This window comes from Marinobacter sp. R17, assembly GCF_003789045.1.
GTDB lineage: Bacteria > Pseudomonadota > Gammaproteobacteria > Pseudomonadales > Oleiphilaceae > Marinobacter_A > Marinobacter_A mangrovi.
Genome location: NZ_RHGZ01000004.1, coordinates 122355 through 148036 on the forward strand (window position 1 = coordinate 122355; position 25682 = coordinate 148036).

The following is a 25682-nucleotide window of genomic DNA, read 5'->3' on the forward strand; positions in this document are numbered from 1 at the left end:
TCGAATCGTAGTCAATAACACTCCGCCGGACGGGCGCGCCGGCATACAATGGCGTTTTTGCCACAGGGAATGCGTTATGGCGGAGTCCTCCCAGCGTCTTCAGGCACTGGATGCCCTGCGTGGCCTCGCCGCGTGCGGGGTCATGCTGTTTCATTACGTCCCCTACTACGACGAGCTCTACGGGCACGATTTCGAACCGTGGAGCCCACTCTGGTACGGGCGCTACTGCGTCCACCTGTTCTATATCCTGAGTGGTTTCGTCATCTTCATGACGCTGGAGCGTACCCCCACCGCCGGCTGGTTCGGACTGGCCCGGGCGTTCCGTCTGTTGCCCGCGCTCTGGGTGGGGATTCTCCTGACCAACCTTTCCGTTTACTTTCTCGGCCCGATCGACCGCGGCGTCACACCCATTGAAACCCTGTGGAATTTCACCCTGCTGCACGAGTACCTGGGCATGCACCCGGTGGACGGCGCCTATTGGAGTCTGGTGGTGGAAGCCACGTTCTATGTGTGGATGGCGGTGCTGTTCTTCGGACTGGGAAAGGCGCGTCTGCGGAGTGTGTTCTGGGTCTGGGTGGCCGTCAGCTATGCCGGCGTGCTGTTCTGGAAGCAGATTCCGGATGGCCTGGATTTCCTGGTCAAGGACCTGCTGTTCGTCAAATACGCGCCGCTGTTCATCAGTGGCATGCTGCTCTACCGCTGGCACCACCACGGCAAGCCGCCGGTCAGCGAACGGGTACTGCTGGTGCTGGCGATGGCCCACTGCCTGTTCGCCTATAAGGCCCCGTTCAACGGGTTTGTGCTGGGCTGCTACGGCGTCTTTATCCTGGCGATCACCGGCTACCTCAACATTCTGGCCAATCGGGTCCTGCTGACGCTGGGCAGCCTGTCCTACGCGCTGTACCTGGTTCACCAGAACATTGGCTACGGCATCATGGACCTGGCTTACGACGCCGGGCTGCCCGGTCCGGTTGGCGTGGCGCTGGCCATCACCACCGCGCTGACCCTGGCGTTTGCGATCCATCACGGTGTGGAAAAACCCGCCCTGCGCTGGTTCCGCAACTACCGCCGGAATGCGATGGCGCAGCCGGCGCGGACGCCGGTACCGGAGCAGGTGAGCAGCCGTTAACGCCTAAAAGAAACTGGAGCCGACGAAGCCCAGGGTGCCCACGGTGACCAGCAGGGCGAACAGGGCCACGGCGCCGTCCCGGGCGATCATCGCCAGGCCGAACGCCACCAGGGCCGCGCCACCGCCATTGGCGCTGAAGGGCACGACTTCCATCGCCGGCATGGCCAGGGCCACCGCCACGCAGGCGAGGGAGAGGATAAGCAGACCCGGACCTTCAACGAACAGCGTCAGCCGCGGCCGGGTCCAGCGATCGATCCCACGCGCTGGCTTGCGGGACCAGGCCAGGCCCTTGCGCAACTTGTCAGTCGGCAGACGGCGCTTGACGATCCATCCCGGCAGCCAGATGTGCTGCCGACGGAACAGCAGTTGCCCGGCGGTGAGAACCACCAACAGTGCCAGCAGGGTGGGCACGCCGGGAATGTCCCCAACCAGCGGGGCCAGGGTGATCAGCCCCGCCACCAGTACCACCGGCCCGAAGGAGCGGTAACCCACCGCCTCCAGGATATCGTCCACCGCCACACGCTCCCGCTTTTGGGCAACGCTGTCGATGCGGTCAATCAGGTCTTCCAGATCGTTCAGGTCACCCCGAACATTCATGACTCGGTCATCCTTCTCCTTTCGGTCCACGTTTGGCCGTGGTCTAGCGCAGCTGATGGGTCAGCCAGGAATGGATCTGGGCCGCCGAGAGGGCGCCGCTCTGGCGCGCCACCTCCTGGCCGCCCCGGAACAGGATCATGGTCGGGATGCTGCGGATCCCGAAGCGGGCCGAGGCCTGCGGCGACTGCTCGGTATTCAGCTTGGCAAACAGGGCCTGCCCCTGCCAGTTGCGGGCCGCCTCGGCGAACGCCGGGGCCATCACCTTGCAGGGGCCGCACCAGCTGGCCCAGAAATCCACCAGCACCGGCAGGCTGGAACGCGCCGTGACGTTGGCCAGGCTGGCGTCGCTCAATTCGGCCACGGTGCCATCGAGCACGGGCTTGCCACAGGCGCCGCACTTGGGGCCTTCTTTCCGCCGCGCCTCAGGCACCCGATTGGTCTTGAGGCAGTGGGGACAGGGGATATTCAGGATGTCGGTCATGGCCGCACCTCGTCTGTCGATATATCCCCGTCTTGGGGGTGGATGGCGGCAATATCAAGCACCCGTGCCATCGGTGAACTGGGGCCAAATGCTTGGCCGCCGTTGTTTAAAACTTGCACGACCCCGGTGACTCGGGTTGAAATAAATAAAGCACATGCTTTATTCAACAAGAATCCGCCGTAACGAGGTCCAACACGATGGCCAACACGCATTTCGACGTCCTGATTGTCGGCGCCGGCATTTCCGGCATCGGCGCCGCCTATCACCTGCAGACTCACTGCCCCGACAAGCGCTACGCCATTCTGGAAGGTCGCGACAACATGGGCGGCACCTGGGACCTGTTCCGCTATCCGGGCATCCGCTCCGACTCGGACATGTACACCCTCGGCTTCAGCTTCCGGCCCTGGCGCCAGGGCAAAGCCATCGCCGACGGACCGTCGATCCTGGACTACCTCAAGAACACGGCCACAGAAAACGGCATCAATCAACAGATCCGTTACAACCACTGGGTGACCCACTACGATTGGTCCAGCGAGAACGCCACCTGGACGGTGACGGCGAAAAACCAGAAGACCGGACGCCCGGTCAAACTGACCTGCAACTTCCTGCTCAACTGCTCCGGCTATTACCGCTACGACCAGGGTTACATGCCGGACTTCCCGGGCATCAAGCAGTTCAAGGGTCAGGTGATACATCCCCAGCACTGGCCGGAAGATCTGGATTACACCGGCAAGCGGGTGGTGGTGATCGGCAGTGGCGCCACAGCCGTGACCCTGGTGCCGTCGATGGCGGACAAGGCGAAGCAGGTCACCATGCTGCAGCGCTCGCCCACCTACATCCTGTCGCTGCCGGATGTAGACTTGATCGCCCGCTGGCTGAACCGCCTGCTCCCGGCCAAGGCGGCCTACCAGATCACCCGCTGGAAGAACGTGTCCATGCAGACGCTGTTCTACCAGGCCTGCCGGCGCTACCCGAAGCTGATGCGTCGCGTATTGCGCCAGCACCTGAAATCCCAGCTGGGTAAAGACTTCGATATCGATACCCACTTCAACCCCAGCTACAACCCCTGGGACCAGCGCCTGTGCCTGGTGCCCAACGGCGACCTGTTCCGGGCCCTGCGCAAGGGCGACGCGGACATCGTCACCGACCACATCGACACCTTCACCGAGAACGGCATTCGCCTGAAGTCCGGCCAGGAACTGGAAGCGGACATCGTGATTTCCGCCACCGGCCTCAACCTGGTGACCCTCGGGGGCGCCGAGCTGCATGTGGACGGGCAGCTGATCCAGCCCAACGAGACCATGGGCTACAAAGGCATGATGCTCAGCAACGTGCCCAACCTGGCCATGGTGGTGGGGTACACCAACGCCTCCTGGACCCTCAAGGCGGACCTGACCAGCGAGTACGTCTGCCGCCTGCTGCAGCACATGGACAGCCAGGGCTACGACACGGTGACCCCGGTGGTCAGCGGCGACGTGGAAGAGGAGCCTTTCCTGGACCTCAACGCGGGTTACGTCCTCCGGGCGCTGGAGCACCTACCCAAGCAGGGTGACCGCAAACCCTGGAAGCTGTACCAGAATTACCTGCTGGATCTGATCAACCTGCGTTACGGCAAGGTGGACGACGACGCCCTGGTCTTCTCCCTGGCTGGTCAAACGGCCGGTCAGCCGGACCAACTGGCCACCGCCCAACAGGCCTGATCCCGCCGCCGGCAACCACCGCCCGGTTGCCGGCATTTCCCTTTTCCTTGATTCAGAACAAGGCCATCCCACCCGATTCTGCTAGTGTCCCGTGGACCGTTGTTTTATTGACCTTTTGCGTCTTTCCCACTGAAGATTCAGGCTCGCCTGTCGATAACCCCAAAGGACTGACAGGAAGGACCTGTTTCGGTGCTGTCACTGGAGAAACCCGGACGCCTATGATGAGCCTGCTGAAGAACGCCCGTCTCAAATACAAATTCTGGTTGCTCAACAACGTCGTATTGGCGGTGATGCTGTTGCTGGTGTTGTTTGCCATGTCGCGCATGGCCGATGCGACCGGGCAGCCCCTCAGCGTCATCGTCAGCGATCATGCAGCCGCTTTCGCCGGCGTCGTGGTGGTGCTGATGATCTTCGAAATGGCCTGCTCCCAGCTGTTGATCAGCTTTATCGAGCGCCACGTGCACCGACTCAAGGACACCATGGTGGAGGTTCAGGCCAGCGGCAACCTGAGCCTGCGCGCCCCGGTGGATTCCACCGACGAGATCGGCGCCATGGGCGAGGCGTTCAACGCCATGCAGGCCCGTACCGGTCGCGTGGTGAGCAGTATGAAGGCCGCCATCCAGCGACTCGAAAGTGAAGTCGCCGCGCTGACCGAAGCCGCCGAGCGCAGCCGGGACGAACTCAAACGCCAACAGACCGGTACCGACCGCTCTGCCGAGGCCATCCAGGCCATGCTGGAAAGCTTCCGTGGCATTGCCGGGCAGGCGGATGCGGCCAAGGAGCTGTCCCATGAGGCACGCCGTGCCGCGGTCGAGGGCAGTGAACGGGTGGCCCAGTCTTCCCGCTCCATCCAGCAACTGGCCGACGTCATCCAGAAATCCGCGGGCAGCGTGGAAGCGCTGGCCGAGAACAGCCGGGAAATCGGCAGTGCCGTCACCGAAATCCAGGGGATCGCTGAGCAGACCAACCTGTTGGCGTTGAATGCCGCGATCGAGGCCGCCCGGGCGGGCGATCAGGGTCGGGGCTTTGCGGTGGTTGCCGACGAAGTGCGAAAGCTGGCCCAGCGGGTGCAGGATTCCACCGAACAGATCCAGGGCACCATCGACCGGCTGTTGGGCACCATGGGCGAAGCCGTCCAGCAGATGAACACCAGCTCCGTGGACGCCAGCCGCTGCGTGGAAGAAGCCGACGCCGGCGCCGCCGCGCTGCAGGAAATCAGCGCCATGGTGCTGCGCATCGACGACACCAACCAGGACATCGCCGACGTGTCCGCCCAGCAGACCTCGGCCACCGACGAGGTGCAGCAGAACGTCCAGTGCATCCGCGAAACCACCCAGGCGATGGTCAATCAGCTGGTGGAAAGCGCCGACATGAGCCGGCGCCTGCGGGAACTCATCCGGGAACTGGAAAGCGCCGCGGCGCAGGTGTCGGTGGAGGACGCCTGAGCCGGATCAGCGACCGGGCTTCCAGGAGCGCTGCATTTCCAGGAACAGGAACGAGGCGCTCCAGGTGATCAGCACCAGCCCGGTCAGTGCCTCGATCCCGCACAGGAAGCGAATCGGTCCAAACGGCTCGATGTCACCAAAGCCCACGGTGGTGTAGGTGGTGAGCGAGAAGTAGACACAGTCCAGTAGCGTGCCGGAGAAATTGCCTGCCAGGTGCCCCCAGTAAGGCGACGCGTTCATCCAGTAATACACAACGCCAAACAGCCAGACTTCCACCATGTGCGCCAGCATGGCGCCGCCCACTCCGACCACGATGCGGAAATGATGGGGAATACCCAGCCGCGGTATGTAGCGGTTGAGCAAAGACAGCCCCCGGAAATGCACCAGCACCGCGATAGCCGTGACGAGCGTGTTGAGCGCCACCATGAGCGCCAGGGACACATCCGGTAAGTCCAGGGATTCGGGCATCCGTTTTCACTCCTGCCTGTCACCGGCCCAGCTTAAAGGGGACGGCGACCGGAAGCGAGACACCCCTGCGGCGATCAACCACAGCCCTCGACACATTCGCCGCCGGCGTCAAATGCCATGGTGCGGCCGCTCAGCGGCACATGCACCGGCACGTCGGACGCCTGAATAAACGCGTCGGTCCGCGTCCCCGGCCGGACCTTGCCCTTTTCCGTCGCCGGCTCATTGGCGTGGGATGGAATCACGCTGGCGGGCTTGACCATCTCGTTGATCACGTGGGCCGCTTCCTCTGGCCCGGTCGTGTAGGTGTCCCCAATGTTAATGACCGCCAGCTTGGCCCCGTAGTAGTCGTGCACCACGGCTTCCTGATCCGCGGTGATGCCGGTATCGCCGGACAGGTAGACCACCAGGCCGTTCGTGAACGTCAGTACGTAACCGGTGGGCGGGCCGACATAGGCGGTCAGCCCCGCCGCCGAGAGGATCTTGCCCATCTGCCCATCGATAAAGGCCGGCGACAGGCCGTTGCTGTGCACCGCCGGCACCGTGGTGATCCCCACGCCGCCTTCCTCCACATGGGCACCGAAGCGAACCAGCACCGAAGCCTTCGGGTCGCCGTCCGCCGCTTTCAGTCGCCCGGCAAAGAAACTCGCCATTTCACTGCCCGTTACGATCCGGGCGTTCTTCTTGACCGCAATCTTGACGCTGTTGGACAGCGGCGCGTCGTCTTCGGAGGCCGCCGGTGAGGCACAGCTGCCGGCGTTGGGTTCCGGAATGTGCCGGTCACCCAGATGGTCGCCGTGAACGTGGCTGACCAGGACCACGTCGATGTTGCCCAGGCGCGGGTCATCGGCCCCGGCGACCGTGCGGCCGGCGTCATACAGGATGCGCGTACCATTGGGGTCTTCGAACACCAGGGCCCGGTCGAGAACGCAGAACTCGCCGTCCTGACCGCCCAGTGGCGTGACGCGGACCGTATCGGCGGCACGCGCCACCGGCGTTACCAGTGCCAGCAAGGCGAGAGATACAAGGCTGTTTCGAATGAGGTGCATGAGCAGTCTCCCTGGGAATCAGAATCCATCGGTGTGTCGCTAATGCTACGTGGGTCGAAGTAAAGCCGATGTTTCGCCAATCGATTGCGACTTTGAACTATGTCAGTATGGTCGCCGAAAACCCATTCCACACATTTTGTCGCCAGGGGAGTCCACCGCACGCCGGCGGGCTGAGAATACGACGGGAAACCGTCCAAACCCTGGAACCTGATCCGGTTCATACCGGCGGAGGAAGTGCGACGTGATCATCACCGTAGCGGCCGTTGCCGCCGCATTGCTTGTCTTTACCTGGTTGGGCCTGCGCGCCCGTTTCGCGGATGGCGGCCTGGACGACTACGTCACCGCCCGCAACTCCCAGGGCGCCCAGGCTCTGGGGCTGTCCTTCCTGGCCTCCGGCATGGGCGGCTGGATCCTGTTTGCCCCGCCCGAAGTGGGGGCCATGGTGGGCCCAATTGCGCTGGCCGGCTACGCCGTCGGGGCGGCGCTGCCGTTCCTGGTGTTCGCGGCCTGCGGCCCGGCCATCCGGCGTCACCTGCCCGAAGGCCGCAGCATCGGCGAATTCGCCCAGGCCTGCTTCGGCACCGGCGTGCGCCGCTGGGTAGCCCTGATTTCCGTGCTCTACATGCTGTGTTTCCTGACCGCCGAACTCACGGCCGTGGGCGCCATCACCGGCCTGCTCACGGACCTCAACGGCAACCTCGCCATCCTCGGCGTGGCGATCACCACGCTGGTCTACACTGCCTGGGGCGGCTTGCGGGCGAGCCTGGTGACCGATCGCTGGCAGGGTCTGTTGCTGATCGCGCTGATCCTGCTGGTCGGGGCGGTGGCGATCCCGGCCTTGCCGGACGCGTCGGCCTCGGCCAGTCAGCCCCAGGTCCCGGTAGCGGATGCCCTGGCCGTGGCCCTGACCCTGGTGATCGCGGTGACCGCGGCCAACCTGTTCCATCAGGGCTACTGGCAACGGCTCTGGGCTGCGAAGGACGGCGCTGCCTTGGGTCGCGGAGCCATTCTGGGCGGTGTGACCACCGTACTGGTGGTGGCCCTGGTCGGTGGGCTTGGCATCGCCGCCGCGTTGAGTGGTGCCGACCTCGGCTCGCCGCCGATTCCGTTCTTCGCCCTGCTGCACAGCGCGCCGGCCTGGCTGGCGACTGTCGCGCTGGTCCTGGCTCTCACGCTGGTCGCGTCGTCGGTCGACACGTTGCAGAATGGCCTGGCGTCGCTGGCGGTCACCGAAAAGCGCGGCCTGTCCCTGACCGGTGCCCGCTGGCTGACGGTGCTGTTGATGGTGCCGGTGATTCTCATCGCCCTGCAGGGCTACTCGGTGCTGCGGCTGTTCCTGATTGCCGACCTGCTGTGCGCCACCACGGTGATTCCGGTGCTGCTGGGCCTCTGGTCACGGATGACCACCGCGGCTGCCGTCGCCGGTGCCACGGCCGGCCTGATCGGTGCCGTGCTGCCGGACTGGATCGCAACGGGCAGTGTGATTGAAGGCCTGCACGCCGCCAGCTTCCCCGGTGGCGTGCCGACCCTGGCGCCGTTCCTCGGCGCTCTGGTGGCGTCGGCGGCTGTCAGCGTCAGCCTGGGCTTGCTCCGTCCCAGCACAGCCGGTTAAAGGCGGCTGAGGCGCCGGTAGCCACCCTGCTATCGGCGCATTCCCAACCCGAGTGTCCATACTGGCGGACACTGTCTGTCAGGACGGACACCCAAAGCGGTTGCCCTGAGCCCTGTTTCCCAGTGGTTTCCTGCCTGCCGGGCCTCATCAGCTGTCCGGATTTCCGGATGGTTTTCCCCTGACCCAATCCTGCCTCGTTCATTACCTCGCTGTTTTACAAACGTTTTACCTTTTGGCACAGCATGCGCATAGGTGTTCCGGTGCCGGGCAGATTGCCCCTCCAACACAACAACAAGAGAGCAAGGAGCACGCTATGCCAATCCGACGTTTTATGGCGGTCGTCCTGACCGTGCTGATTCCGGCGCTGACCAGCGCCGGTACCGTGACATCCGACACCCTGCCGGCGGGCAGCTATTCCGCCTCCCGCGATCGGCAGTACCAGGTCTATGTCCCGGACGCCTTAACCACGCCCGCTCCGATGGTGATGGCACTGCATGGCTGCAGCCAGACCCAATCCAACGCCCTCAATGAGTGGGGCCTGAAAGCGGCGGCGGATCGCTACGGCTTTATCCTGGTCACGCCGTTTATCACCAGCTACGACGGCCTGCGCAATGAGAATTGCTGGGGCTTCTGGTTCGACCAGCACCAGCATGAAGGCTCCGGCGAGCCCCAGGACCTGCTGCGTATCGGCCAGGCGGTGGAGGCGGCATACAGCGTCGACCCAAACCGGCGCTACATCACGGGCCTGTCCTCCGGCGGCGCTATGACGGTGGTCGCCGCGATCGCCCACAACGAGTATTGGGCCGCGGCCGCCTCGGCTTCCGGTTTACCCTATGGCGAGGATTCTGCCTCGGTCTCCCTGTCCGGCCAGTGCCCCGGCTACGCCACCTTCCACAGCGTCAGTCAGGTGGCCAGTGATATGGAAGCCGAACTGGACGACACCTACCCGATCCCGTTGATGGTGCTGCAGAACAACAACGACTGCACCGTGATCCAGCCGGCCGGTCGCAATATCCGCGACGCCCACCTGCAGGTCTTCGGCGACGCCAGTCACAACACGCCCGCCCAGGCCCAGCAAAGTCAGGCCTCCTGCACGCCGTTCTACCAGGACAACTACGACTGCCTGCACACCCGCTACGGCAACGGCGATGGCCGCTCGGTGGTGGAAACGGTGTTCTTCGACGGGCCTACGACCACGGCCAACACCACGGATACCGACCACGGCCACTACTGGGTCGGCGGTGAGGACGGCAGTGAGGGCGCCTGGGCGGTCCGCGTCGGCCCCAGCTATCCGGACATCATCTGGGACTTCTTCAACCGTCACAGCCGGAACGGGTCGGGTGGCAGCAACGGCGATCCCACGCTGACGCTGAACGGCGAGAACCCACTGGACATTGACCTGGGCGCGTCCTTCACCGATCCCGGCGCCACCGCCACGGATCCCGAAGACGGCAGTCTGAACGTCTCGGCCGATTGCAGCAGCGTCGACACCAGCACCGAGGGGGACTACACCTGTACCTATTCCGCCACCGACAGCGATGACAACACCGTGACCCGCACCCGGACCGTTTCGGTCACCGATCCCAGCGCCCCGGATGTCACCTGCGACACTGCCGACGCGTCACCCAGCGGCCACATCACGGCGGGCCGCGCCATCGCCGGCGGCACCTCCAACCTGCGTGCCTTCTCGTTAACCGACCAGCAGGACATCGGCGGCTCCTTCGACACCTGGTCGACCGTCACGCTGTACCAGGGTGAGCCGGGCACCTGGTACGCCGCGGAACCGGAAGCCTGTCGCACGGGGGGCGGCGACAGCGGTGGTGGTACCGGCGATTGCCAGGACTGGTATGGCACCAACCTGCAACACGACTCCGCTGGCCGGGCCTACTACCAGATGGGCTATTACACGGTCGGGGGCGATGATTCACTGGGCGCTGTTTCCGGCACCTACAGCTGGGTCCACAGCAGTACGGCGGGCGTTTACGAAGTCGGGCAGTGCCCGTGACAATGGCGTCCCATTCGGTCCTGGACCGGATGGGACGGATACCATCCTTAACAACAATCGATAAAAACCGAGGAAATGACCATGCAACGCCTGACACGCTATGCCCTGCTGGGGGCCTGCACACTGGTACTGGCCGCCTGCAAGACCGATGACCTACCGATCACCGGCATCAACCAGAAACCGGACTTCCTGACCAGCGACATCGTTCACCAACGCTATGACGGCAGCAGCAACGACCTGCTGACCGGTGGTCTCGGCGCCAGCGGACTGGCCAGCGGCACCGCGCCGGCGCCGGCCGATCCACTGAATCCCACGGCGACCGAATTGCGCACGCTCGCGATCTACAACAACTACCGGGCGCTGGTGGATACCAGCGATGGCGGGGGCTACGGCACGCTGTTCGGCCCGCAGGTGGGAGCCGACGACAGCGAGGGCATGATCCCGGGAGACGAATACCTGGCCCTGATGACCCTCGACGACAGCGACGTACCGGCCACCGTGATGTTGCAGGTGCCGGACAGCTTCGATCCCGACAACGCCTGCATGATCACCGCACCGTCCTCCGGTTCCCGCGGGATTTATGGCGCCATCGGCACCGCGGGTGAGTGGGGCCTGAAAAAAGGCTGCGCGGTGATCTACACCGACAAGGGCACGGGCACCGGCGCCTTCAACCTGATGACCGGTGCCGGCCAGACCCTGCAGGGGCAGACAACGACCGATCCGACGGCCTCGCTCCAGTTCCGGCCGGATCTGTCCGCGTCTGACATCGAAACGTTCAACACCGACTGGCCGGATCGCTTTGCCGTCAAGCACACCCATTCGCAAACCAACCCCGAGGCGGACTGGGGCCAGTATGTGCTCAAGTCGATCGAATTCGGGTTCTACGTGCTGAATGAGGCCTACGGGGAGGCATTGCCCAACGGCAAGATCCGGGTGACGCTGAAACCGGGCAACACGCTGGTGATTGCCTCGTCGGTGTCCAACGGGGCTGGCGCCTCGGTGCGGGCGGCGGAAGAAGACAGTCGCGGCCTGATCGACGGCGTCGCCGTGTCCGAACCCAACGTGAACCCGACGGTGGATAGGAGCTTCAGCATCCGCCAGGGCAGCGCCACACCCATCACCGACCACAGCCGCAGCCTGCTGGATTACACCACCGCCCTGGCGGTCTACCAGGGCTGCGCCAACCTGGCACCGGGAGTGAAGGACACCGCGCCGTTCAACGGGATCCTCAACGACTTCACGGTGGATGACAACATCTGCAGCGCGCTGGCCGCCAAGGGGCTGGTGACGGGTGCGGACACCGACGCCCGGGCGACGGACGCCCAGCGGATCCTGAATGAGACCTTCGGCATCCAGCCGGAACAGAACCTCGTGGCCCCCAGTCACTTTGGTGCCGCGGTGGCCCAGAGCATCAGCATGACCTACGCCAACGCCTACGGTCGTTTCGACGTGACCGACCGCCTGTGTGAGCTGAGCTACGCCGCGACCAACGCCAGCACCGGTGCTGTCGAGCCACTGGCAGAGGCCGCCGAGGCCACGCTGTTTGCCACCAGCAACGGCATTCCGCCGTCGGCCGGTATCCATCAGGTCTACGACGCCGCCAGCGGCGGACCGACCAACCTCAAGCTGAGCACGTCACCCTCCAGCGGCCTGCAGGACTATGGCCTGGACGCCCTGCTGTGCCTGCGCAGCCTGGCCCAGGGCAGCAATGCGGTCACCGGGGCCGACCTGTCGGACGAACAGGCCAGCCAGGCGCAGCGGATTGCCGACGGCATCGACGCCATTCGAGCGAGCGGCGACCTGCACGGCATCCCGACGGTGATCGTGACCGGGCGATCCGACGCCATCCTGCCCATCAACCACACGTCGCGACCTTATTTCGGGTTGAACCGGACTGTCGAGGGCCAGAAAAGCCAATTGCATTACTACGAAGTGCTCAATGGCCATCACCTGGACGCATTCAATGCCTTCGCCGGCTTTGACGAGCGCTACATCCCGCTGCACCGCTACTATCTGGAGGGACTGGATCGGGTGTACGCGCACCTGACCGATGGCACAGCCCTGCCGCCCAGCCAGGTGGTCCGGACCACCCCTCGCGGCGCTGGCGCGCCGGCGATCACCGAGGCCAACGTGCCGCCGATCGCGGATAGTCCGGACGAAGCAGACCGGATCGTGTTTGAGGACAACGAGGTGCGTATTCCGGACTAGGCCGTTAAGCCACTACTCCAGGTCGATGCGGCGGATCGCCTGACGCAGGAAGTCCGCCCGGACCTGGAGCTGTTGGCGCAGGGTGGGATTCCGGCTGGCCTCGTACTGGCTTTCGACGCCGTCCAGCTCCTGCGACAGCCAGCCGCGGATCATGATGTAGTAGCGGCTGTCGGTGCCGTAGCGGACGATGGTCTCCAGGGACTCGGGATCCGCCGGGTGATCGATGGCCGCATCCACCGCCTGCACCATATGGCCGATCCGTTCAGCCTCCCCGGTCGGCTGTGTCTGACAGCCGGCCAGTCCCATCATGAGAACGACAGCCAGCAACAGGGAAGAACGACGCATCCGTTCGGTCATGGCCAGAGTCCTGTCAGCGAGCACCATTCGGTGCGGATTACCTAAGCTGGTCCAGCACCGCCTGGCAGGCCTGCTCCTGGTTCAGGGCATCGCAGTCGACGATGAGGTCGGCGTAACGCCGATACAGGGCGTTGCGCTCGGCGAACAGCTCGTCGATGGTCTGGTCGGGCCGCTTGGAGATGCCGCGCAGGCTGTAATCCCCGATACGATGCTGGACTGTGGCCAACGATACATCGAGAAACACCACGCGGCCATTTGTCTTCAGGTGCGACATGGCGGCGTCGCTGTAGACCGCGCTGCCCCCGGTGGAGATCACCGCGCCGTGAGCGTTGAGTTCACACAACACCCGCTCTTCGATGTGCCGCAGGGCCTGGTAGCCGGCGCCGTCGACGATCTCCTGCAGGGTCTGGCCCTCGGCCGACTGGATCAGCAGGTCGGTGTCGATAAAGTCCATGGCGGTGCGCTTGGCCAGCAGGACACCGACCGTGCTCTTGCCCGAACCGGGCATGCCGATCAGGACAATATTGGGGCGTTCGTTCATCTCAGGGTCGTCCTTCATTCCGCAGATTTTGGGACGCCCATCATACCGAGGCCGGTTGCAGCGAGCTTGCCTGCAAGCGCCCCAGTGCAGCGTCCCACTCCCAGAAGCGATCCGGCCGCAGGTGGACGCCACCGATCCAGCGATCGCGCACCATCAGGTCCCCCGCCGAGGCCTGGCCCGCCAACACGGCGCGGCCTTTTACGGAGAGGCTGAAGCGCTGCGTCGGATCGATCTGCCAGGCGGGCAGGGCGCTGTCCGTTTCCAGCAGCGGTTCGACGCCGGCACACAGGCTGTGCAGCAGCCAGCGAAACCCCAGATCCCCCATGAAACGGCGTTCTTCGGTGTTCTGGACTTCGCTGAACAGGGTGCTGAACGATTCTTCACCCTGACCGATCAGACTCAGGGCATGGTAGGCCGTGCGCGATAAGCCGGTGTGGGGTTGCGGGTATTCTTCCAGTAGCCGGCGGACCGCCCCCTCGAGGAACGGCAGGGCCTGCGTATCCTGCTCGAGCAATCCGGCCCATGGCTCCGGCGTGTCCGCGCGAAACGCCGCCCAGGCGGTTTGCGCCAGTTGCCTCTGGGCGTCGCTGACCGGCTGTTCGGCCGCTACGTAACGCTCGATCAGCTCGGGCGAGGCCGTGCCCAGATAATCATCCAGCGACAGCAGGGTAACCGGCGTGGACGGCGGATGGTCCGCCAGCCAGTCCAGGATTTGCAGCAGCTGCAACTGATCGTAGAGATCGTGTTCGAACCAGAGGCGAATGCGATCGTACTCGCCGCCTTTTGCTAACCGGGCATCCCGGGCTTCGAAATCTGCCTGCACCGGCTCCAGCGGCGCCCAGCCCCGCTCGCTGATGAAACGGGCCCGCAACACCGACAGTGCGGTGAGATCCAGTCCGGCCGGGACCGGACCTTCATGCAGGATATCCCGCCAGGGCAACCAGTCTCCCGGCTGCCCGGCCCGGGTCAGGGCCGCGACGGCGCAGTCCCCATTGGTGATGTTGAGAATACGCTCGCTCATCGCCGGTCAATCAGAGCTGGTCACCGGACACGAATTGCAGAACGACCTCGTTGTCGCTATCCAGCAGTTGCAGGATCGGCCCCCGGATCTGGTAATGGGTCGCGGCCTGCAGGGCCTTCTGGTACGCGTCTTCCTGCTCCATGCCCTTGAAACAGGCCATCATGGTGGAAGCCAGCGGGCCGACCTGGAGCTGGTCGCCATTGAGGGTGTAGGTGCCGGTGAACTGGTTGCAGCCGGAGAAGCCGGAAATCCGCTGACCTTCCTCGGACAGCACCATGTTCAGCTTGCGCTGGTCGCTTTCCTTGTTGAGGGCATCGCCACGGATCTCGGTCAGTTCCCAGAAGGTGCCCACCAGGCTGTTGGGCTCGCTGTCGGCCCGGGCCATATCGGCAACGCTCCCGCTGGCGCGGCTCACCATAATATCGACCGGCCCGGTGTCGCCCGGCAGTTCAACCGGGTAAGCCTGGGTGCTCATGAACAGCAGCCGGTCATCCAGGGTGACTTTGGCGCGGAGGTTGTAGCGACGACCTTCAATCACCTGTTCCGGATCGTAGGACAGGGTGAAGTCCCAGGGCGGCGCGCCCTCGGCCTTGAACTGTGTGTCAGCCACTGGCTCGGCTGGCGCATCGGCCAGCGACACGTCTTCCAGCGCCACCGTGACCTGGGCCTCAGGCGGCACCATCATGCGCTCCCGGTAGGTGACCGAGCCTTCGATCTGGCGCATTTTCGACGCCTGGAAACGTTCCATCATGGGCGCACACCCCGACAAGACACCGGCGGTGACCGCGGCCAGTGCGGCCATGGCCATACCCCGCACGATCCCGCCAAACGCTTGTTTACCCTGCATCATCCTGATTCCTCCTTCCGAGTATGGATATAGGATAGTCGTGACAAACCGGTTAATCAGATTTTTACCTGACCTCTGAGCTGTTTGGTACGCCCACGCTGGGTTTTGCGATCCATGCGTTTGCGCTGGGAACTGCGGGTGGGGCGGGTCGCCCGGCGTGCCTTGCGCGGGCGGGCGACGCTGCGGATCAGCGCCTGCAGACGGGCCAGCGCATCCTCCCGGTTCAGTTCCTGGGTACGGTATTGCTGGGCCTTGATGATGATCACGCCGTCCTTGCTGATGCGTTGGTCCGCCAGCGTCAGGAGCTGCTCCTTGTAGAACTCGGGTAACGACGAGGCCCGCACGTCGAAGCGAAGATGGATCGCCGACGACGTCTTGTTCACGTTCTGACCGCCGGCGCCTTGCGCCCGGATCGCGCTCAGTTCGATTTCGGACTCCGGCAGTGTGACATTGCGGGAAATCTCCAGCATCCGCTCTCCTGTGTTGCGTTGGCTCCGATTCAGTCGGCCGCCACCAGCGGCTTGACCAGGGCAGGCCCGCCCAGCTGGCGCATCTGGCGCAGGATCCAATCCACCCGCTGCCAGACATAGGCTGATGGGCGCGCGGCGCTCAGCGCCTTGGGGTTGGGCAGCACCGCCGCCAACCGCGCCGCCTGGCTGGCACTGAGCTGACTGGCGTGAATGCCATAGAAACGCAGGCTGGCCGCTTCCACACCGTACACGCCGTCGCCGAATTCAGCCACGTTGAGGTACACCTCCATAATGCGCCGCTTGTTCCAGAGCGCCTCCATGGCCAGCGTCAGGCCCGCTTCCAGCCCCTTGCGGATCAACTGGCGACCGTTCCACAGGAACAGGTTCTTGGCGGTCTGCTGGGAGATGGTGCTGGCCCCGCGCAGGCTGTCACCCTGCTGATAGTCTTCCACGGCGGTGGCGATGGCGTTCAGGTCCAGCCCCCAGTGCTGCAGGAAACGCTGGTCCTCGCTGGCCATCACCGCCAGCGGCATCCACGGCGACATCTTCTGGATCGGCACCCAGTTCTGCACCTGGCGACGCTCGGGATGGGCGATGTGGTCGGCGATCATGAACGCGGTGGTGGGTGGGTTGACGAAACGCAGCACGCCAATCACCACCAGCATGAACAGCATCACCCCGCACACCGTGTACAGCAGCCACCGGGCCGCGCGTTTCCAACCTGATTGTCGCGCCACGCGTGAACCTCACTCTCTTCAGACGATGGCTCATCATGCCCTGCCAGCCCCTCAGGTCAAGCGCGGTTGTTACCCGAGCGGCTGCAACCGGGTGCTCTCGAAACGGTCCAGCAGATGGTGCATCAGGTAGACGGCGGACAGGGCGGCCGAGACACCCACCGCCAGCGAACTGAAGCGGTAGAGGTCGCTGTAGATCAGATCCTGCTGCGGCGACAGGTACTGGCCGAACAGGATCGCCATGGTGGTCAGCCCACTGAAACCGGACGCCGACACCCCGCCTTCCAGCGTGTGCAGCCGGGCAAAGATGAACAGGCTCAGCCAGAGGCCGAAGGCGGTCAGCGGGAGGATGTTGAAGTGGTTGAACAGCAGCAGCTGCAGCAACAACCCGACGTTACAGCCCACCAGCGTGCCGATGGCACGGTTCCAGGCGGCCGGCCCGGCGCCTTTCCAGTTCAGCGGGAACAGGATCAGGATGGTCGCCACCTGGGCCGACAGGGAGCCGCGCAGGTCCATCACCTGGAAGGCGACGAACGACAGGGTCGCGACGGTGGTGGCCAGGATGACTTCGTGGCGCTGGTTGCTCGCGGGCTTTTTCGGCATTTGCCGGGGCTGACGCGGTTCCACATCCGGAAAAACCGTGTGCATCAGGCACGCGATAAACACCGTCAACAGGGTGGCCGCGCCGTTGGACAGCACCAGGTTCACCACGTCCGACCCGGGATAGCTGGCGAAATTGAACTGCATGGACAGGGCGACGATGGACTGGGCGCCGAACAGCAGGTTGGGCCCGCGCGCCATCTCCCGGAACAGCAGGGCAAAGAGGCCGGCCACCAGCAGCGTCATCGGCACCGGCTTGTCGCCGAACAGGCCGTGCAGCACCAGCACCACCACGGTCACCAGACCGGCGCTGGCGGCAAACTGGCGCAGGATGTGGGCATTGATTACCGGCACCATCCCCAGCAGCAGCATCGGGTAGACCACGTAGAAGGCGCCGTAGCTGCTATGGGTGAGCTTGCAGTACAGGAAGCCCAGGATGCCGCCAAAGGCAATGCGCAGGCACTGGCGCAGGTCATTGGCGTTCATCTCCCGCTTTTGCACCATCAGCAGGGGCTTGATACGGGGCATCGGCGAACCTCAGTAGATGTAGTGCATCAGGCTGACGGCGTGGATCTGGAGAGACCCCAGCCAGGCCGCCGGGCCGCCCACCGGAAACAGCTGCACCGTGGCTCGGGCGCCGGAAGGCAGCGTCTGCAGCAGCCCGGGGTTTTCGGTCAGGCTCAGATGCAGGCGCTGGCGCTGGGCATCGCGCACCCAGCGATCGGTGGACTGGGGCGCGGCCAGGGTCCCATCGGCGGCCAGCTGGCCCTGGCGGGTGCCCGCATCCACCGCATCCACGCGGGCGTCGAACACCTCGCCGGGCAGGGCATCGAACACCACCGCCGCACGGTCACCCGGCTTGACGTGGGACAGGGACTTCTCGCGGAAATCGGCGATCACGTCTGCCTCGTCACCGACCAGCGCGGCCAGGGAAGTGCCCGCCCTGGCGTAGGTGCCCGGCTCCACCTGGAGGTTGGAAATCACCCCGTCCTCCTCCGCGCGGATTTCGCTGTAGCTCAGGTTCAGCCTGGCCTGGGACAGGGCATTGCGGGCCTGCCGAAGGCGCAGGTTGGACTCGCCACTCAGGCCCCGCTGGACCTCCATCTGTTGCACCTGTGCCTCCGCGGCCTTGACCTTGGCCCGGGCCGCATCGTACTGGGACAACGTCTGGTCCGCCTGCTGGCGGGACACCCCCCCCTGCTTGATCAGGTGTTTCATGCGGGTGGCCTCGCGGGACAGTTCCGTCGCCTGCGCCCGGGCGGCAGCCAGGTTGGCTTCCGCCGAAGCGATCGAGGCGTCGTACTGGTCGTTCTGCACGCTGGCGTTTTCCAGCGCCAGCTGCGCCTTGTCCAGCGCAAGCTGGTAGGGCCGCTGGTCGAGGGTAAACATCACCTCACCGGCGTTCACGTGCTGGTTGTTATGCACATGGACTTCAGCCACCTGGCCACTGACCCGGGGCGCCACCTGCACCACGGTGTGCATGACCCGCGACTGGGGGGTCAGCGGCAGCCACAGATCCGCCACCAGGAAATAGATAAACAGGACAACAAACGCCACCAGGGACACATGGACCCACCGGGCAAACTTCTGATCCGGCGTCATGACGGGGACGACTCCTTCTGTTTGGCATCCGCAAGGTGTTGGCGGACATTGTTTTCCATGACGGTGATCACCTCGGCAAACTGATCCAGCTGCTCCGGCGTCAGGCCGTCGCAGATGTTGGCCCGCACCGTTTTGATCTGGGCCTCCATCTGCGTCACCCGCTCACGGCCGCGGCCGGTGAACCAGAGGGTGTGGGCCCGACGGTCATGGGGATCGGGGCGGCGTTCGATCAGCGCCTGATCCTCCAGCTGGTTGAGGGTGCGGGTCAGCGACGGCATCTCGATTTCCAGGGCGCGGGCCAGGCATTGCTGGCTGATGCCTTCGCCCAGCTTGAACAGGTGCACCATCACCGACCAGCGGCTCTCGGTCAGATCCATGGGCGCGACGGCGTTGGTGATGGCCCGGCGCCACAGACGGTGCAGCCGGCCCAGGGCGCCGCCCAGCGACGGCTTGAGGCCGTCATGGATCGATGATGTCAGCGGGCTGGCGGCGGCGTTGCCGCCGGATTCGGTATCCGTCATGGGGAAAACTCCTTGAGTCGCCGATGGAGCGGGCCGCCGGCGGACCAATTCGTTAGCAAGCTAATATGGGCCCATTCTACAACGGACCCCAATTGCTTAGCCAGCTACATATTGTAAGGGCATCCCCCTATGGCTGGGGGCGATATCCGCGATTCAACGAGCGGCAACAGGGTAATCCGGGGATCGGCGGAGGCAGGTCAGGCGCAAAGGTAGGTCCGGTGCCCGGCCTGAGGATCTCAGGCCGGGCACCGGAGGAGGATCACGGAGTGCGGGTTACCACATCAGATCGTCGGGAATCTGGTAGTCCTTGTAGGGATCGTCCTCGTCCGGCTGATCGGACTTGGGATCATGGAGGATCACGGGCATCTCGGCGTCCCGTTCCAGGATCTTGCTGGCGGTATCCGCCGGGATCAGGTGGAAGTCCTCGCCCAGCACCGCGATGGCCAGCCGGCCGCGGGCCAGCTTGTCCGCCTGCTCGGCGCTGACGTAGATCTTGTGGATTTTCGTACCCACCACGAACTGGTAGGGCGTCTCGCCCTTGTCCCGGGCGACGCCGTGCTGATCGACCATCTGCCGGATCTGCGCCTGACGGGCCTGTTGCGCCTGCTGTTTCTGGCGCTGGCGATTGATCTCACGGTCCCGCTCGACCTTTTCAGCGCGGGCTTTTTCGGCCTCCGCTTTACGGGCGGCCGCCTCGGCATCCGCCGGCTGTTTCTGTTTGCGGGCCTTGCGTTTTTCCTGCCGCACCTGGCGGGCTTTTTTCTCGTCCGCCAGGCCGGCCTGGAGAAGCTGTTCCTGCAGGGATTTCGCCATGATTCACTCTCTCTGCTTGCAATGGGCGCATTATCAACAATGCCCATGGGTAGAGGCAACGGTCAGAGCCGACCCTGTCGATGCAACCGGCGCAGCACCCAGCGCCGGTAGAGCCAGGACAGCAACGGCCTCACCACTGGCAGACCGATCAGCCAGGCCAGGGGTCTGAGGCGCGGCACCCGGGCCATCAGCAGGCGGTAGGCCTCGAGTTCCCGGTGGATACGGCCCTCCGCATCCCGGACGTGCAGTTCCCGCAGGGCCGTCCCGGGATCGATGCCCAGGGACGCCAGTTCCGCCTCCCGCCCGGTAATGTCGTACCAGACCACCGACTCGGCGGCCGGCCCGGCCCAGCGTTCATAGCGCCGCCGGTCCGCCCGGCAGCGTGGGCAGGCGCCGTCGTAGTAGACGGTGATCGGTGCCTTGTGGTCCGTCATGATTCCCCGTGTTTCATCCATCCGCACTCAAGGTGGTTATAATGGTCTGCGAAAAGCGACAGGACGAAGCCACCATGAAACGCCCGGCCTTCATTGTCCAACTGGAACAGGATCAGTCTTCGGGTGCCTCTCAACTGACGCTTGAGGCGCTGCAGGGGCTGGACGACTTCCTCGCCCATGAAGACAACCCCACCGTCGATCTGCTGAACGAGCTGGCCGATACCCTCGCCGACGCCCGTCCCAGCATGGTGCCGCTGGGCAACGCCATTCGCCGCTGGCTGGCAGCGATCGACCTGACACTGACCGGCGATGACCTTCGGCGACAGGCCCGCGATGCGGCCCAGGTGCTCCACCGCGACCTGACCCACGCCGGCCGCGACACGGCCCGGCACGCCGTCAACCTGGTTCCACCCGGTGCCGTGATCATGACCCACAGCCGCAGCGGCACGGTCATGCAGCTCTTCCAGGCGCTGGTGGACCGACAACGCCCGTTCAGCGTGGTCTGCACGCTCAGCGGCCCGGGCAACGAGGGGGTGCAGGTGGCCAATGAACTGGCCGGTCTGGCGGTGCCGGTGACCCTGATCACCGACGCCGAGATGGGCCTGTTCATGCCCCACGTCGACCTCAACCTCACCGGCTGCGACTGCTGGCTGGCGGACAATCATTTTCTCAACAAGACGGGCACCTACCTGCAGGCGCTGGCGGCGCGGGACCGGGGCAAACCCTTCTGGGTACTGGCGGACGGCTTCCGCGACAGCCCGCTGACCCGGGCCTCGGTCACACTGGAGGAAATGGACCCGGCCGAGGTGGATCGCATCGACAACCATCACATCCGCGTCCGCAACGTCTATTTCGAGCCCATACCCGCAACCCTGATCAGTGGCCGGGTGACCGAAAACGGCTTACAACCGACCGCTGGTACCGTTACTGGAGCCAGTCAAAAGAGTCGTTGAGGAACTGGTTGTCCTTTTCCCGGACCACTTCACCGTGGGCCATAATGATCCGCCGCGGCGTCCACGCCTTGATCTTCGCCAGGCCAGCCTGGGCCTGCGATTTGTGGAAGCTCAGCCTCCAATCCAGCGGCGTCTTGCCGTGCGGCGCAATGATCCCGGCCAGCCGGGCAATGGGTTTTTGCCACCAGTTGAAATGCCCGGCCGGGAAGTTCTCGATCAAGTCCGCGACGATCAGCGTCTCGGACGGCCGATGAAAGAACACCGCCTCCTCCATCAGACGGGAGCCGGTGAAGAGGACTTCATCGATTTCCTGTCGCCAGGACTCCCGATGCTGGCCGTCAAGCATCTCGTCGAAGTGAAGGTCCGGTCGCTTCTCCATCACCTGACGGGTGCCGTACACGGTCGCCTCGGGATAGGCCTCGATCCAGTCCGCCAGAAACAGGTGATGCAGATGGTTGGGGGCGATCAGGTGCGCAACCGGGCCCAGGCTGTCGACCCGGAAGCGCATGGCCGGCGTCAGGGTGACGGGGCTGTGCACCCAGAGCGTGCCGTCCGACAGCCGGACCACCGTCATGCGTGTGGTGTAGGGAAACCCGTGGAACGACACGGTTTCGCCATCCACCACCCAGAGATCTTTCGCCAGCTGTTCCATTGCGCTCTCCCCCCCGGCCTCCCTTCAGACCGCCTCGTCCGTGTTCTGCAGCCATTGCCGGGCCTCGCCCACGGCGGCTGCGGGGAACGTCTTCACCTGCGCGGCCACCAGATGGCTGCCAAGGGTCTCGGCCGCATTGACGACCCCGGAATCCGTCACCAGCGCCACGCGCCGGATGTGGCGATGGTGGTCCCGGACAAAGCGCAGGTGATGCTGCAGGGACGCAAACGACGCCCAGCCGGGAAACGACGCCACCTGGATCAGGAGTCCATTGAGGTCGCCGTGCTCTTCGATATACGGATCGATCACGTGGGCGGCACGCTGGACATCCTCCCGGGTGATGGCCCGGTCCGGCTCCAGCGTGGCGATGCCGTCATCACGATCCAGTGTCACCTTCAACATGGTCACCTCCCTGCGAGAACCGCGCTGTCGGTCGGGGCCCCGGTCTGGCCCCGGGAACTATTCCTCCATGCCCCAGTCTAGCGCCACAATCCCCGTGTCGGATAGCCGTCTGCCCGGGTGGTAATGAAGCGGCAAGGTTGCCCCCAATCGCGCTATACTCCCGTTAAACAAGAGCGCCTTGTGCAAGGCCCCATACAGCAAGAGCCAGCGTTGTCGATGACTGCCATTGAAGCCTACCGCCTGCGTCGAAAGCCGGCCCGGGTCCGCATCGAAAATTACCGCAAGTACGTGGTCCTGAACATCGCGGCCATCGCCGGGACGCTGGTGCATACCGGCTTCATTGCCCTGTTTGCCGTGATCGGCGCCGACACCCTGGCACAGTTCAACGTCTTCAGTGTGCTGGTCTGGGGCATAGCGCTGTGGTGCAACCGCAACGGCCGACACGCCACCACCATTTACCTCATGTGCCTGGAAATCGCCGGCCACGCCTTTCTGGCCACGGCCACCCTGGGCACCGCAGCGGGCTTCCACTATTACCTGTGGCCGGTGGCCTGCGTGGCGACCATCAACCCCCGGATGCTGCCCAAGCAGGCTGCGGTGATCGGCTATACCCTGATTGCCCTGTTCGCCTACCTGCAACTGCGCTATGCCGGTGTGCCCTATGTCTTCGATTATGCGGAATACCAGCCGTTGATGCTGTTTTTCAACATCATGGCCTCGGCGCTGCCATTGATCCTGGCGGTGGTGATCGTCCGGCACCTCAACGAATCCCAGGAGCGGCGCCTGACCGAGATTGCCAACCGGGACGAACTGACCGGTCTCTACAATCGCCGATTCGGCAACGATTTCCTGCACCAGACGTTCGCCGCCAGCGACCGTATGACCCGCAATTTCTGCATCGCCATGGGCGACATCGACCACTTCAAGCCGGTGAACGACCGCTACGGGCACGAAGCCGGGGATCAAGTGCTGGAAGACATTGCCATTGCGCTGCTGGGCGGGTTCCGACGTTCCGACTGCCTGTGCCGCTGGGGCGGCGAGGAATTCATGATCGCCTTCCCGGACACCACCCGTGAAACGGCGCAGGCGGCACTGGAACGCTTCCGGGACCGACTCGCCCGGCATCACTCCAGGGTCGGAGACGACCGGATCAACGTCACCATGAGTTTCGGTCTGGTGAGCGTGCGGCCCGGCGAATCCGTCGAGGCGGCCATCAAGCGGGCCGACCACTGGCTGTACGAGGCCAAGCGGCAGGGCCGCAATTGCATCGCCAGCGACCTTCACGACACCGGCGCGGATGTCCTCAGTCACACGGGCTAGCGCCCGCCGGCGACATCGATAAAGCTGCCGGTGACGTAGGACGCCTTGTCCGACGCCAGCCAGAGAATCGCTTCAGCCACTTCCTCCGGTTCGCCACCCCGCTGCATCGGCACCGCCGCCTTGACCCGCTCGACCCGGTCCGGCTCACCGCCACTGGCATGGATGTCGGTGCGTATCACCCCGGGGCGGACGGCGTTGACGCGAACCCCCTGGGCCGCCACTTCCTTTGACAGGCCGGTGGTGAGGGCATCCACGGCCGCTTTGGCCGCGGCATAATCCACGTACTCATTGGGCGCTCCCAGCCGCGCGGCCATGGAGGAGACATTAACAATGGCGCCGCCGGGGCCTTCATGGGCGGTTGACATACGCCGCACAGCCTCCCGGGCGCAGAGGAAAGCACCCTGCACGTTGACGGCGAAAACGCGGGCCAGGCGACCGCTGTCCATTTGTGCCACCGGCATTTGTCTCTCCAGAATGCCGGCGTTGTTAACCAGGACGGTGAGCCGGCCAAACGCCCGGTCCACGGTCTCGAACAGTTGCATCACCTCCGCTTCCACGGAGATGTCCGCCGCCACGGCCAGCGCACGACCTCCGTCCGCTTCAATCGCCCGAACCACGGCCTCGGCCGCGGACTGGTCATGCCGGTAGTTCACCGCCACCGCGTAACCCTGACGTGCCGCCAGTTGCGCCGTAGCTGCACCGATGCCACGGCTCGCTCCGGTAATGATCATCACCTGATCCATACATGCTGTCCTTACGACTGATGACCTGCTGATAGTAGCCGACTTTGATCCGACGGGCGTAGGGCTGGATTCTTCGCGCACCCAGGTACTAACCTGTCGCCATGAGCGAATCGTTGATGGTTGTCTTTGGCGGTACCGGCTTCCTGGGCGCCCGTATCGTGCGGGAAGCGCTATTGGCCGGCTACCGCGTACGCATCGTCGCCCGGCATCCGGGCACCTTGGCGGTGTCGTCCCCCCGGGTGGATTACCAGACCGCCAACCTGCTGGAACCGGCCACCGTTGACGCGGCACTGAACGGCGCCGATGCTGTGGTCAATGCCGTCAGCCTCTATGTGGAGAAGCCACCGGCACTGACCTTCGAATCGGTGCATGTGGCCGGCGCCGCCCTGCTGGCCCGTCACTGCCAGGAGCTGGGCATCCCACGGCTGATCCATCTGTCGGGACTCAACCCCGATCCCGCGTCCCGCTCGCGCTACGTGAGCGCCCGGGGCCGGGGTGAGGTGGCGGTGCGCGACGCGTTCCCGGATGCAACCATCCTGCGTCCAGGCGCCCTGTTCGGTGACGGCCAGGGGCTTCTGGCGACTCTCGCCGGCCTCACGCGTCTGCCGGTGATCCCTCTGTTCGGTCATGGCGACACGCGACTGCAACCGGTGCATGTGGATGACGTGGCCCGGGCCGCCCTGAACGCTCTGGATGATTCCACCACCCGCGGCCGGGTGTATGAGCTGGGCGGGGCCGATACGCTCAGTTATCGCGGTCTGCTGGAAGCGGTGATGCGCGCTCAGAAGCGGCGGCGCCCGCTACTGCCGGTGCCGTTCGGCCTGTGGTTTATCGGTGCCGCGCTGCTGTCCGTACTCGAATCACCGCCACTGACCCGGGACCAGCTGATCCTCATGGAAACGGATAATGTGGTGGGGCGGGAGGCTGCCGGCTTCGCGGACCTGGGCATCGAACCGCGGGGCATTGATCACGGACGATGAT

General features: G+C 64.6%; 27 protein-coding genes and 1 riboswitch. Of the genes, 9 read left to right on the forward strand and 18 right to left on the reverse strand.

The features are described 5' to 3' along the window. Positions 1-76: 76 nt before the first annotated feature. A complete protein-coding gene (locus tag EB809_RS04720; RefSeq protein ID WP_123633658.1) occupies positions 77-1129 on the forward strand; it encodes an acyltransferase family protein in 1053 nt (350 codons plus the stop codon). Positions 1130-1132: 3 nt separating this feature from the next. On the opposite strand, the gene EB809_RS04725 is transcribed toward EB809_RS04720, so the two are convergent. Next, a complete protein-coding gene (locus tag EB809_RS04725) occupies positions 1133-1726 on the reverse strand; it encodes an exopolysaccharide biosynthesis protein (RefSeq protein ID WP_123633659.1) in 594 nt (197 codons plus the stop codon). Positions 1727-1769: 43 nt separating this feature from the next. Continuing rightward, complete coding sequence (gene trxC / locus EB809_RS04730) at positions 1770-2207, reverse strand: thioredoxin TrxC (RefSeq protein WP_123633660.1); 438 nt, start codon at positions 2205-2207, stop codon at positions 1770-1772. 197 nt (positions 2208-2404) lie between these two features. Here trxC and EB809_RS04735 point away from each other — a divergent pair, with 197 nt between their 5' ends. Next, positions 2405-3907 carry a flavin-containing monooxygenase gene (locus tag EB809_RS04735; protein WP_123633661.1) on the forward strand — a complete coding sequence of 501 codons (1503 nt, stop codon included), beginning with the start codon at positions 2405-2407 and terminating at the stop codon, positions 3905-3907. Between the two features lie 218 nt (positions 3908-4125). Continuing rightward, positions 4126-5352, forward strand: coding sequence for a methyl-accepting chemotaxis protein (locus EB809_RS04740; protein WP_123633662.1), 1227 nt, complete (start codon positions 4126-4128; stop codon positions 5350-5352). Positions 5353-5358: 6 nt separating this feature from the next. On the opposite strand, the gene EB809_RS04745 is transcribed toward EB809_RS04740, so the two are convergent. Both EB809_RS04745 and EB809_RS04750 read right to left on the reverse strand, forming a co-directional pair. Next, positions 5359-5820, reverse strand: a complete 462-nt coding sequence (locus EB809_RS04745) for a potassium channel family protein (protein WP_203142000.1) — start codon at positions 5818-5820, stop codon at positions 5359-5361. Positions 5821-5894: 74 nt separating this feature from the next. After that, complete coding sequence (locus EB809_RS04750) at positions 5895-6866, reverse strand: MBL fold metallo-hydrolase (RefSeq protein ID WP_123633663.1); 972 nt, start codon at positions 6864-6866, stop codon at positions 5895-5897. Positions 6867-7000: 134 nt separating this feature from the next. Further along, positions 7001-7118: riboswitch (TPP riboswitch) on the forward strand. Between EB809_RS04750 and EB809_RS04755 the strand changes: the two genes are divergently transcribed. From EB809_RS04755 to EB809_RS04765, 3 genes are all read left to right on the forward strand, one after another. Then, a complete protein-coding gene (locus EB809_RS04755) occupies positions 7108-8478 on the forward strand; it encodes a sodium:solute symporter (RefSeq protein WP_123633664.1) in 1371 nt (456 codons plus the stop codon). Its footprint overlaps the riboswitch before it by 11 nt. Positions 8479-8791: 313 nt before the next feature. After that, positions 8792-10483 carry a PHB depolymerase family esterase gene (locus tag EB809_RS04760; RefSeq protein WP_123633665.1) on the forward strand — a complete coding sequence of 564 codons (1692 nt, stop codon included), beginning with the start codon at positions 8792-8794 and terminating at the stop codon, positions 10481-10483. 81 nt (positions 10484-10564) lie between these two features. Further along, positions 10565-12691 (forward strand): 3-hydroxybutyrate oligomer hydrolase family protein, encoded by a 2127-nt coding sequence (locus EB809_RS04765; RefSeq protein WP_123633666.1) that lies wholly within the window; start codon positions 10565-10567, stop codon positions 12689-12691. 12 nt (positions 12692-12703) lie between these two features. On the opposite strand, the gene EB809_RS04770 is transcribed toward EB809_RS04765, so the two are convergent. The 11 genes from EB809_RS04770 to EB809_RS04820 all read right to left on the reverse strand — a co-directional run bounded on the left by EB809_RS04770 (position 12704) and on the right by EB809_RS04820 (position 20631). After that, positions 12704-13048 (reverse strand): hypothetical protein, encoded by a 345-nt coding sequence (locus tag EB809_RS04770; protein WP_223807816.1) that lies wholly within the window; start codon positions 13046-13048, stop codon positions 12704-12706. A gap of 37 nt (positions 13049-13085) precedes the next feature. After that, positions 13086-13589, reverse strand: a complete 504-nt coding sequence (locus tag EB809_RS04775) for a shikimate kinase (RefSeq protein WP_123633667.1) — start codon at positions 13587-13589, stop codon at positions 13086-13088. 40 nt (positions 13590-13629) lie between these two features. Further along, positions 13630-14610: a hypothetical protein gene (locus EB809_RS04780; RefSeq protein WP_123633668.1), complete on the reverse strand. Its 981-nt coding sequence runs from the start codon at positions 14608-14610 to the stop codon at positions 13630-13632. 10 nt (positions 14611-14620) lie between these two features. Further along, positions 14621-15460: a YbaY family lipoprotein gene (locus EB809_RS04785; RefSeq protein WP_123633669.1), complete on the reverse strand. Its 840-nt coding sequence runs from the start codon at positions 15458-15460 to the stop codon at positions 14621-14623. Positions 15461-15513: 53 nt separating this feature from the next. After that, complete coding sequence (gene arfB, locus EB809_RS04790; RefSeq protein WP_123633670.1) at positions 15514-15927, reverse strand: alternative ribosome rescue aminoacyl-tRNA hydrolase ArfB; 414 nt, start codon at positions 15925-15927, stop codon at positions 15514-15516. 29 nt (positions 15928-15956) lie between these two features. Next, entirely contained in the window at positions 15957-16664 is a 708-nt protein-coding gene (gene mtgA, locus EB809_RS04795; protein WP_123633671.1) for a monofunctional biosynthetic peptidoglycan transglycosylase, read from the reverse strand. 69 nt (positions 16665-16733) lie between these two features. After that, entirely contained in the window at positions 16734-17789 is a 1056-nt protein-coding gene (locus EB809_RS04800; protein ID WP_123633672.1) for a DUF2955 domain-containing protein, read from the reverse strand. Between the two features lie 9 nt (positions 17790-17798). Beyond that, positions 17799-18863, reverse strand: a complete 1065-nt coding sequence (locus EB809_RS04805) for an HlyD family secretion protein (RefSeq protein ID WP_123633673.1) — start codon at positions 18861-18863, stop codon at positions 17799-17801. After that, on the reverse strand, positions 18860-19384 hold the full coding sequence (locus EB809_RS04810; RefSeq protein WP_123633674.1) for a MarR family transcriptional regulator: 525 nt from the start codon (positions 19382-19384) through the stop codon (positions 18860-18862). Before EB809_RS04810 ends, EB809_RS04805 begins: the two co-directional genes overlap by 4 nt. A gap of 273 nt (positions 19385-19657) precedes the next feature. Next, on the reverse strand, positions 19658-20197 hold the full coding sequence (locus EB809_RS04815; RefSeq protein WP_123633675.1) for a DUF2058 domain-containing protein: 540 nt from the start codon (positions 20195-20197) through the stop codon (positions 19658-19660). A gap of 62 nt (positions 20198-20259) precedes the next feature. Further along, positions 20260-20631: a thiol-disulfide oxidoreductase DCC family protein gene (locus EB809_RS04820; protein WP_123633676.1), complete on the reverse strand. Its 372-nt coding sequence runs from the start codon at positions 20629-20631 to the stop codon at positions 20260-20262. Positions 20632-20705: 74 nt separating this feature from the next. Between EB809_RS04820 and EB809_RS04825 the strand changes: the two genes are divergently transcribed. Continuing rightward, positions 20706-21584, forward strand: a complete 879-nt coding sequence (locus EB809_RS04825) for a translation initiation factor eIF-2B (protein ID WP_123633677.1) — start codon at positions 20706-20708, stop codon at positions 21582-21584. Here the strand turns inward: EB809_RS04825 and EB809_RS04830 are convergent. Beyond that, positions 21556-22236: a DUF4336 domain-containing protein gene (locus EB809_RS04830; protein ID WP_123633678.1), complete on the reverse strand. Its 681-nt coding sequence runs from the start codon at positions 22234-22236 to the stop codon at positions 21556-21558. The two genes, EB809_RS04825 and EB809_RS04830, sit on opposite strands and share 29 nt — an antisense overlap. Positions 22237-22260: 24 nt before the next feature. Beyond that, positions 22261-22638, reverse strand: a complete 378-nt coding sequence (locus EB809_RS04835; RefSeq protein ID WP_123633679.1) for an STAS/SEC14 domain-containing protein — start codon at positions 22636-22638, stop codon at positions 22261-22263. Between the two features lie 216 nt (positions 22639-22854). Here EB809_RS04835 and EB809_RS04840 point away from each other — a divergent pair, with 216 nt between their 5' ends. Next, complete coding sequence (locus EB809_RS04840; protein ID WP_190294821.1) at positions 22855-23958, forward strand: diguanylate cyclase; 1104 nt, start codon at positions 22855-22857, stop codon at positions 23956-23958. Here the strand turns inward: EB809_RS04840 and EB809_RS04845 are convergent. After that, positions 23955-24701 carry an SDR family oxidoreductase gene (locus EB809_RS04845; protein ID WP_123633681.1) on the reverse strand — a complete coding sequence of 249 codons (747 nt, stop codon included), beginning with the start codon at positions 24699-24701 and terminating at the stop codon, positions 23955-23957. The two genes, EB809_RS04840 and EB809_RS04845, sit on opposite strands and share 4 nt — an antisense overlap. Positions 24702-24802: 101 nt before the next feature. Here EB809_RS04845 and EB809_RS04850 point away from each other — a divergent pair, with 101 nt between their 5' ends. After that, the gene (locus EB809_RS04850) at positions 24803-25681 is read left to right on the forward strand and encodes a complex I NDUFA9 subunit family protein (protein ID WP_123633682.1); all 879 of its coding nucleotides are present in this window, start codon (positions 24803-24805) and stop codon (positions 25679-25681) included. The last annotated feature ends 1 nt before the right edge of the window (position 25682 follow it).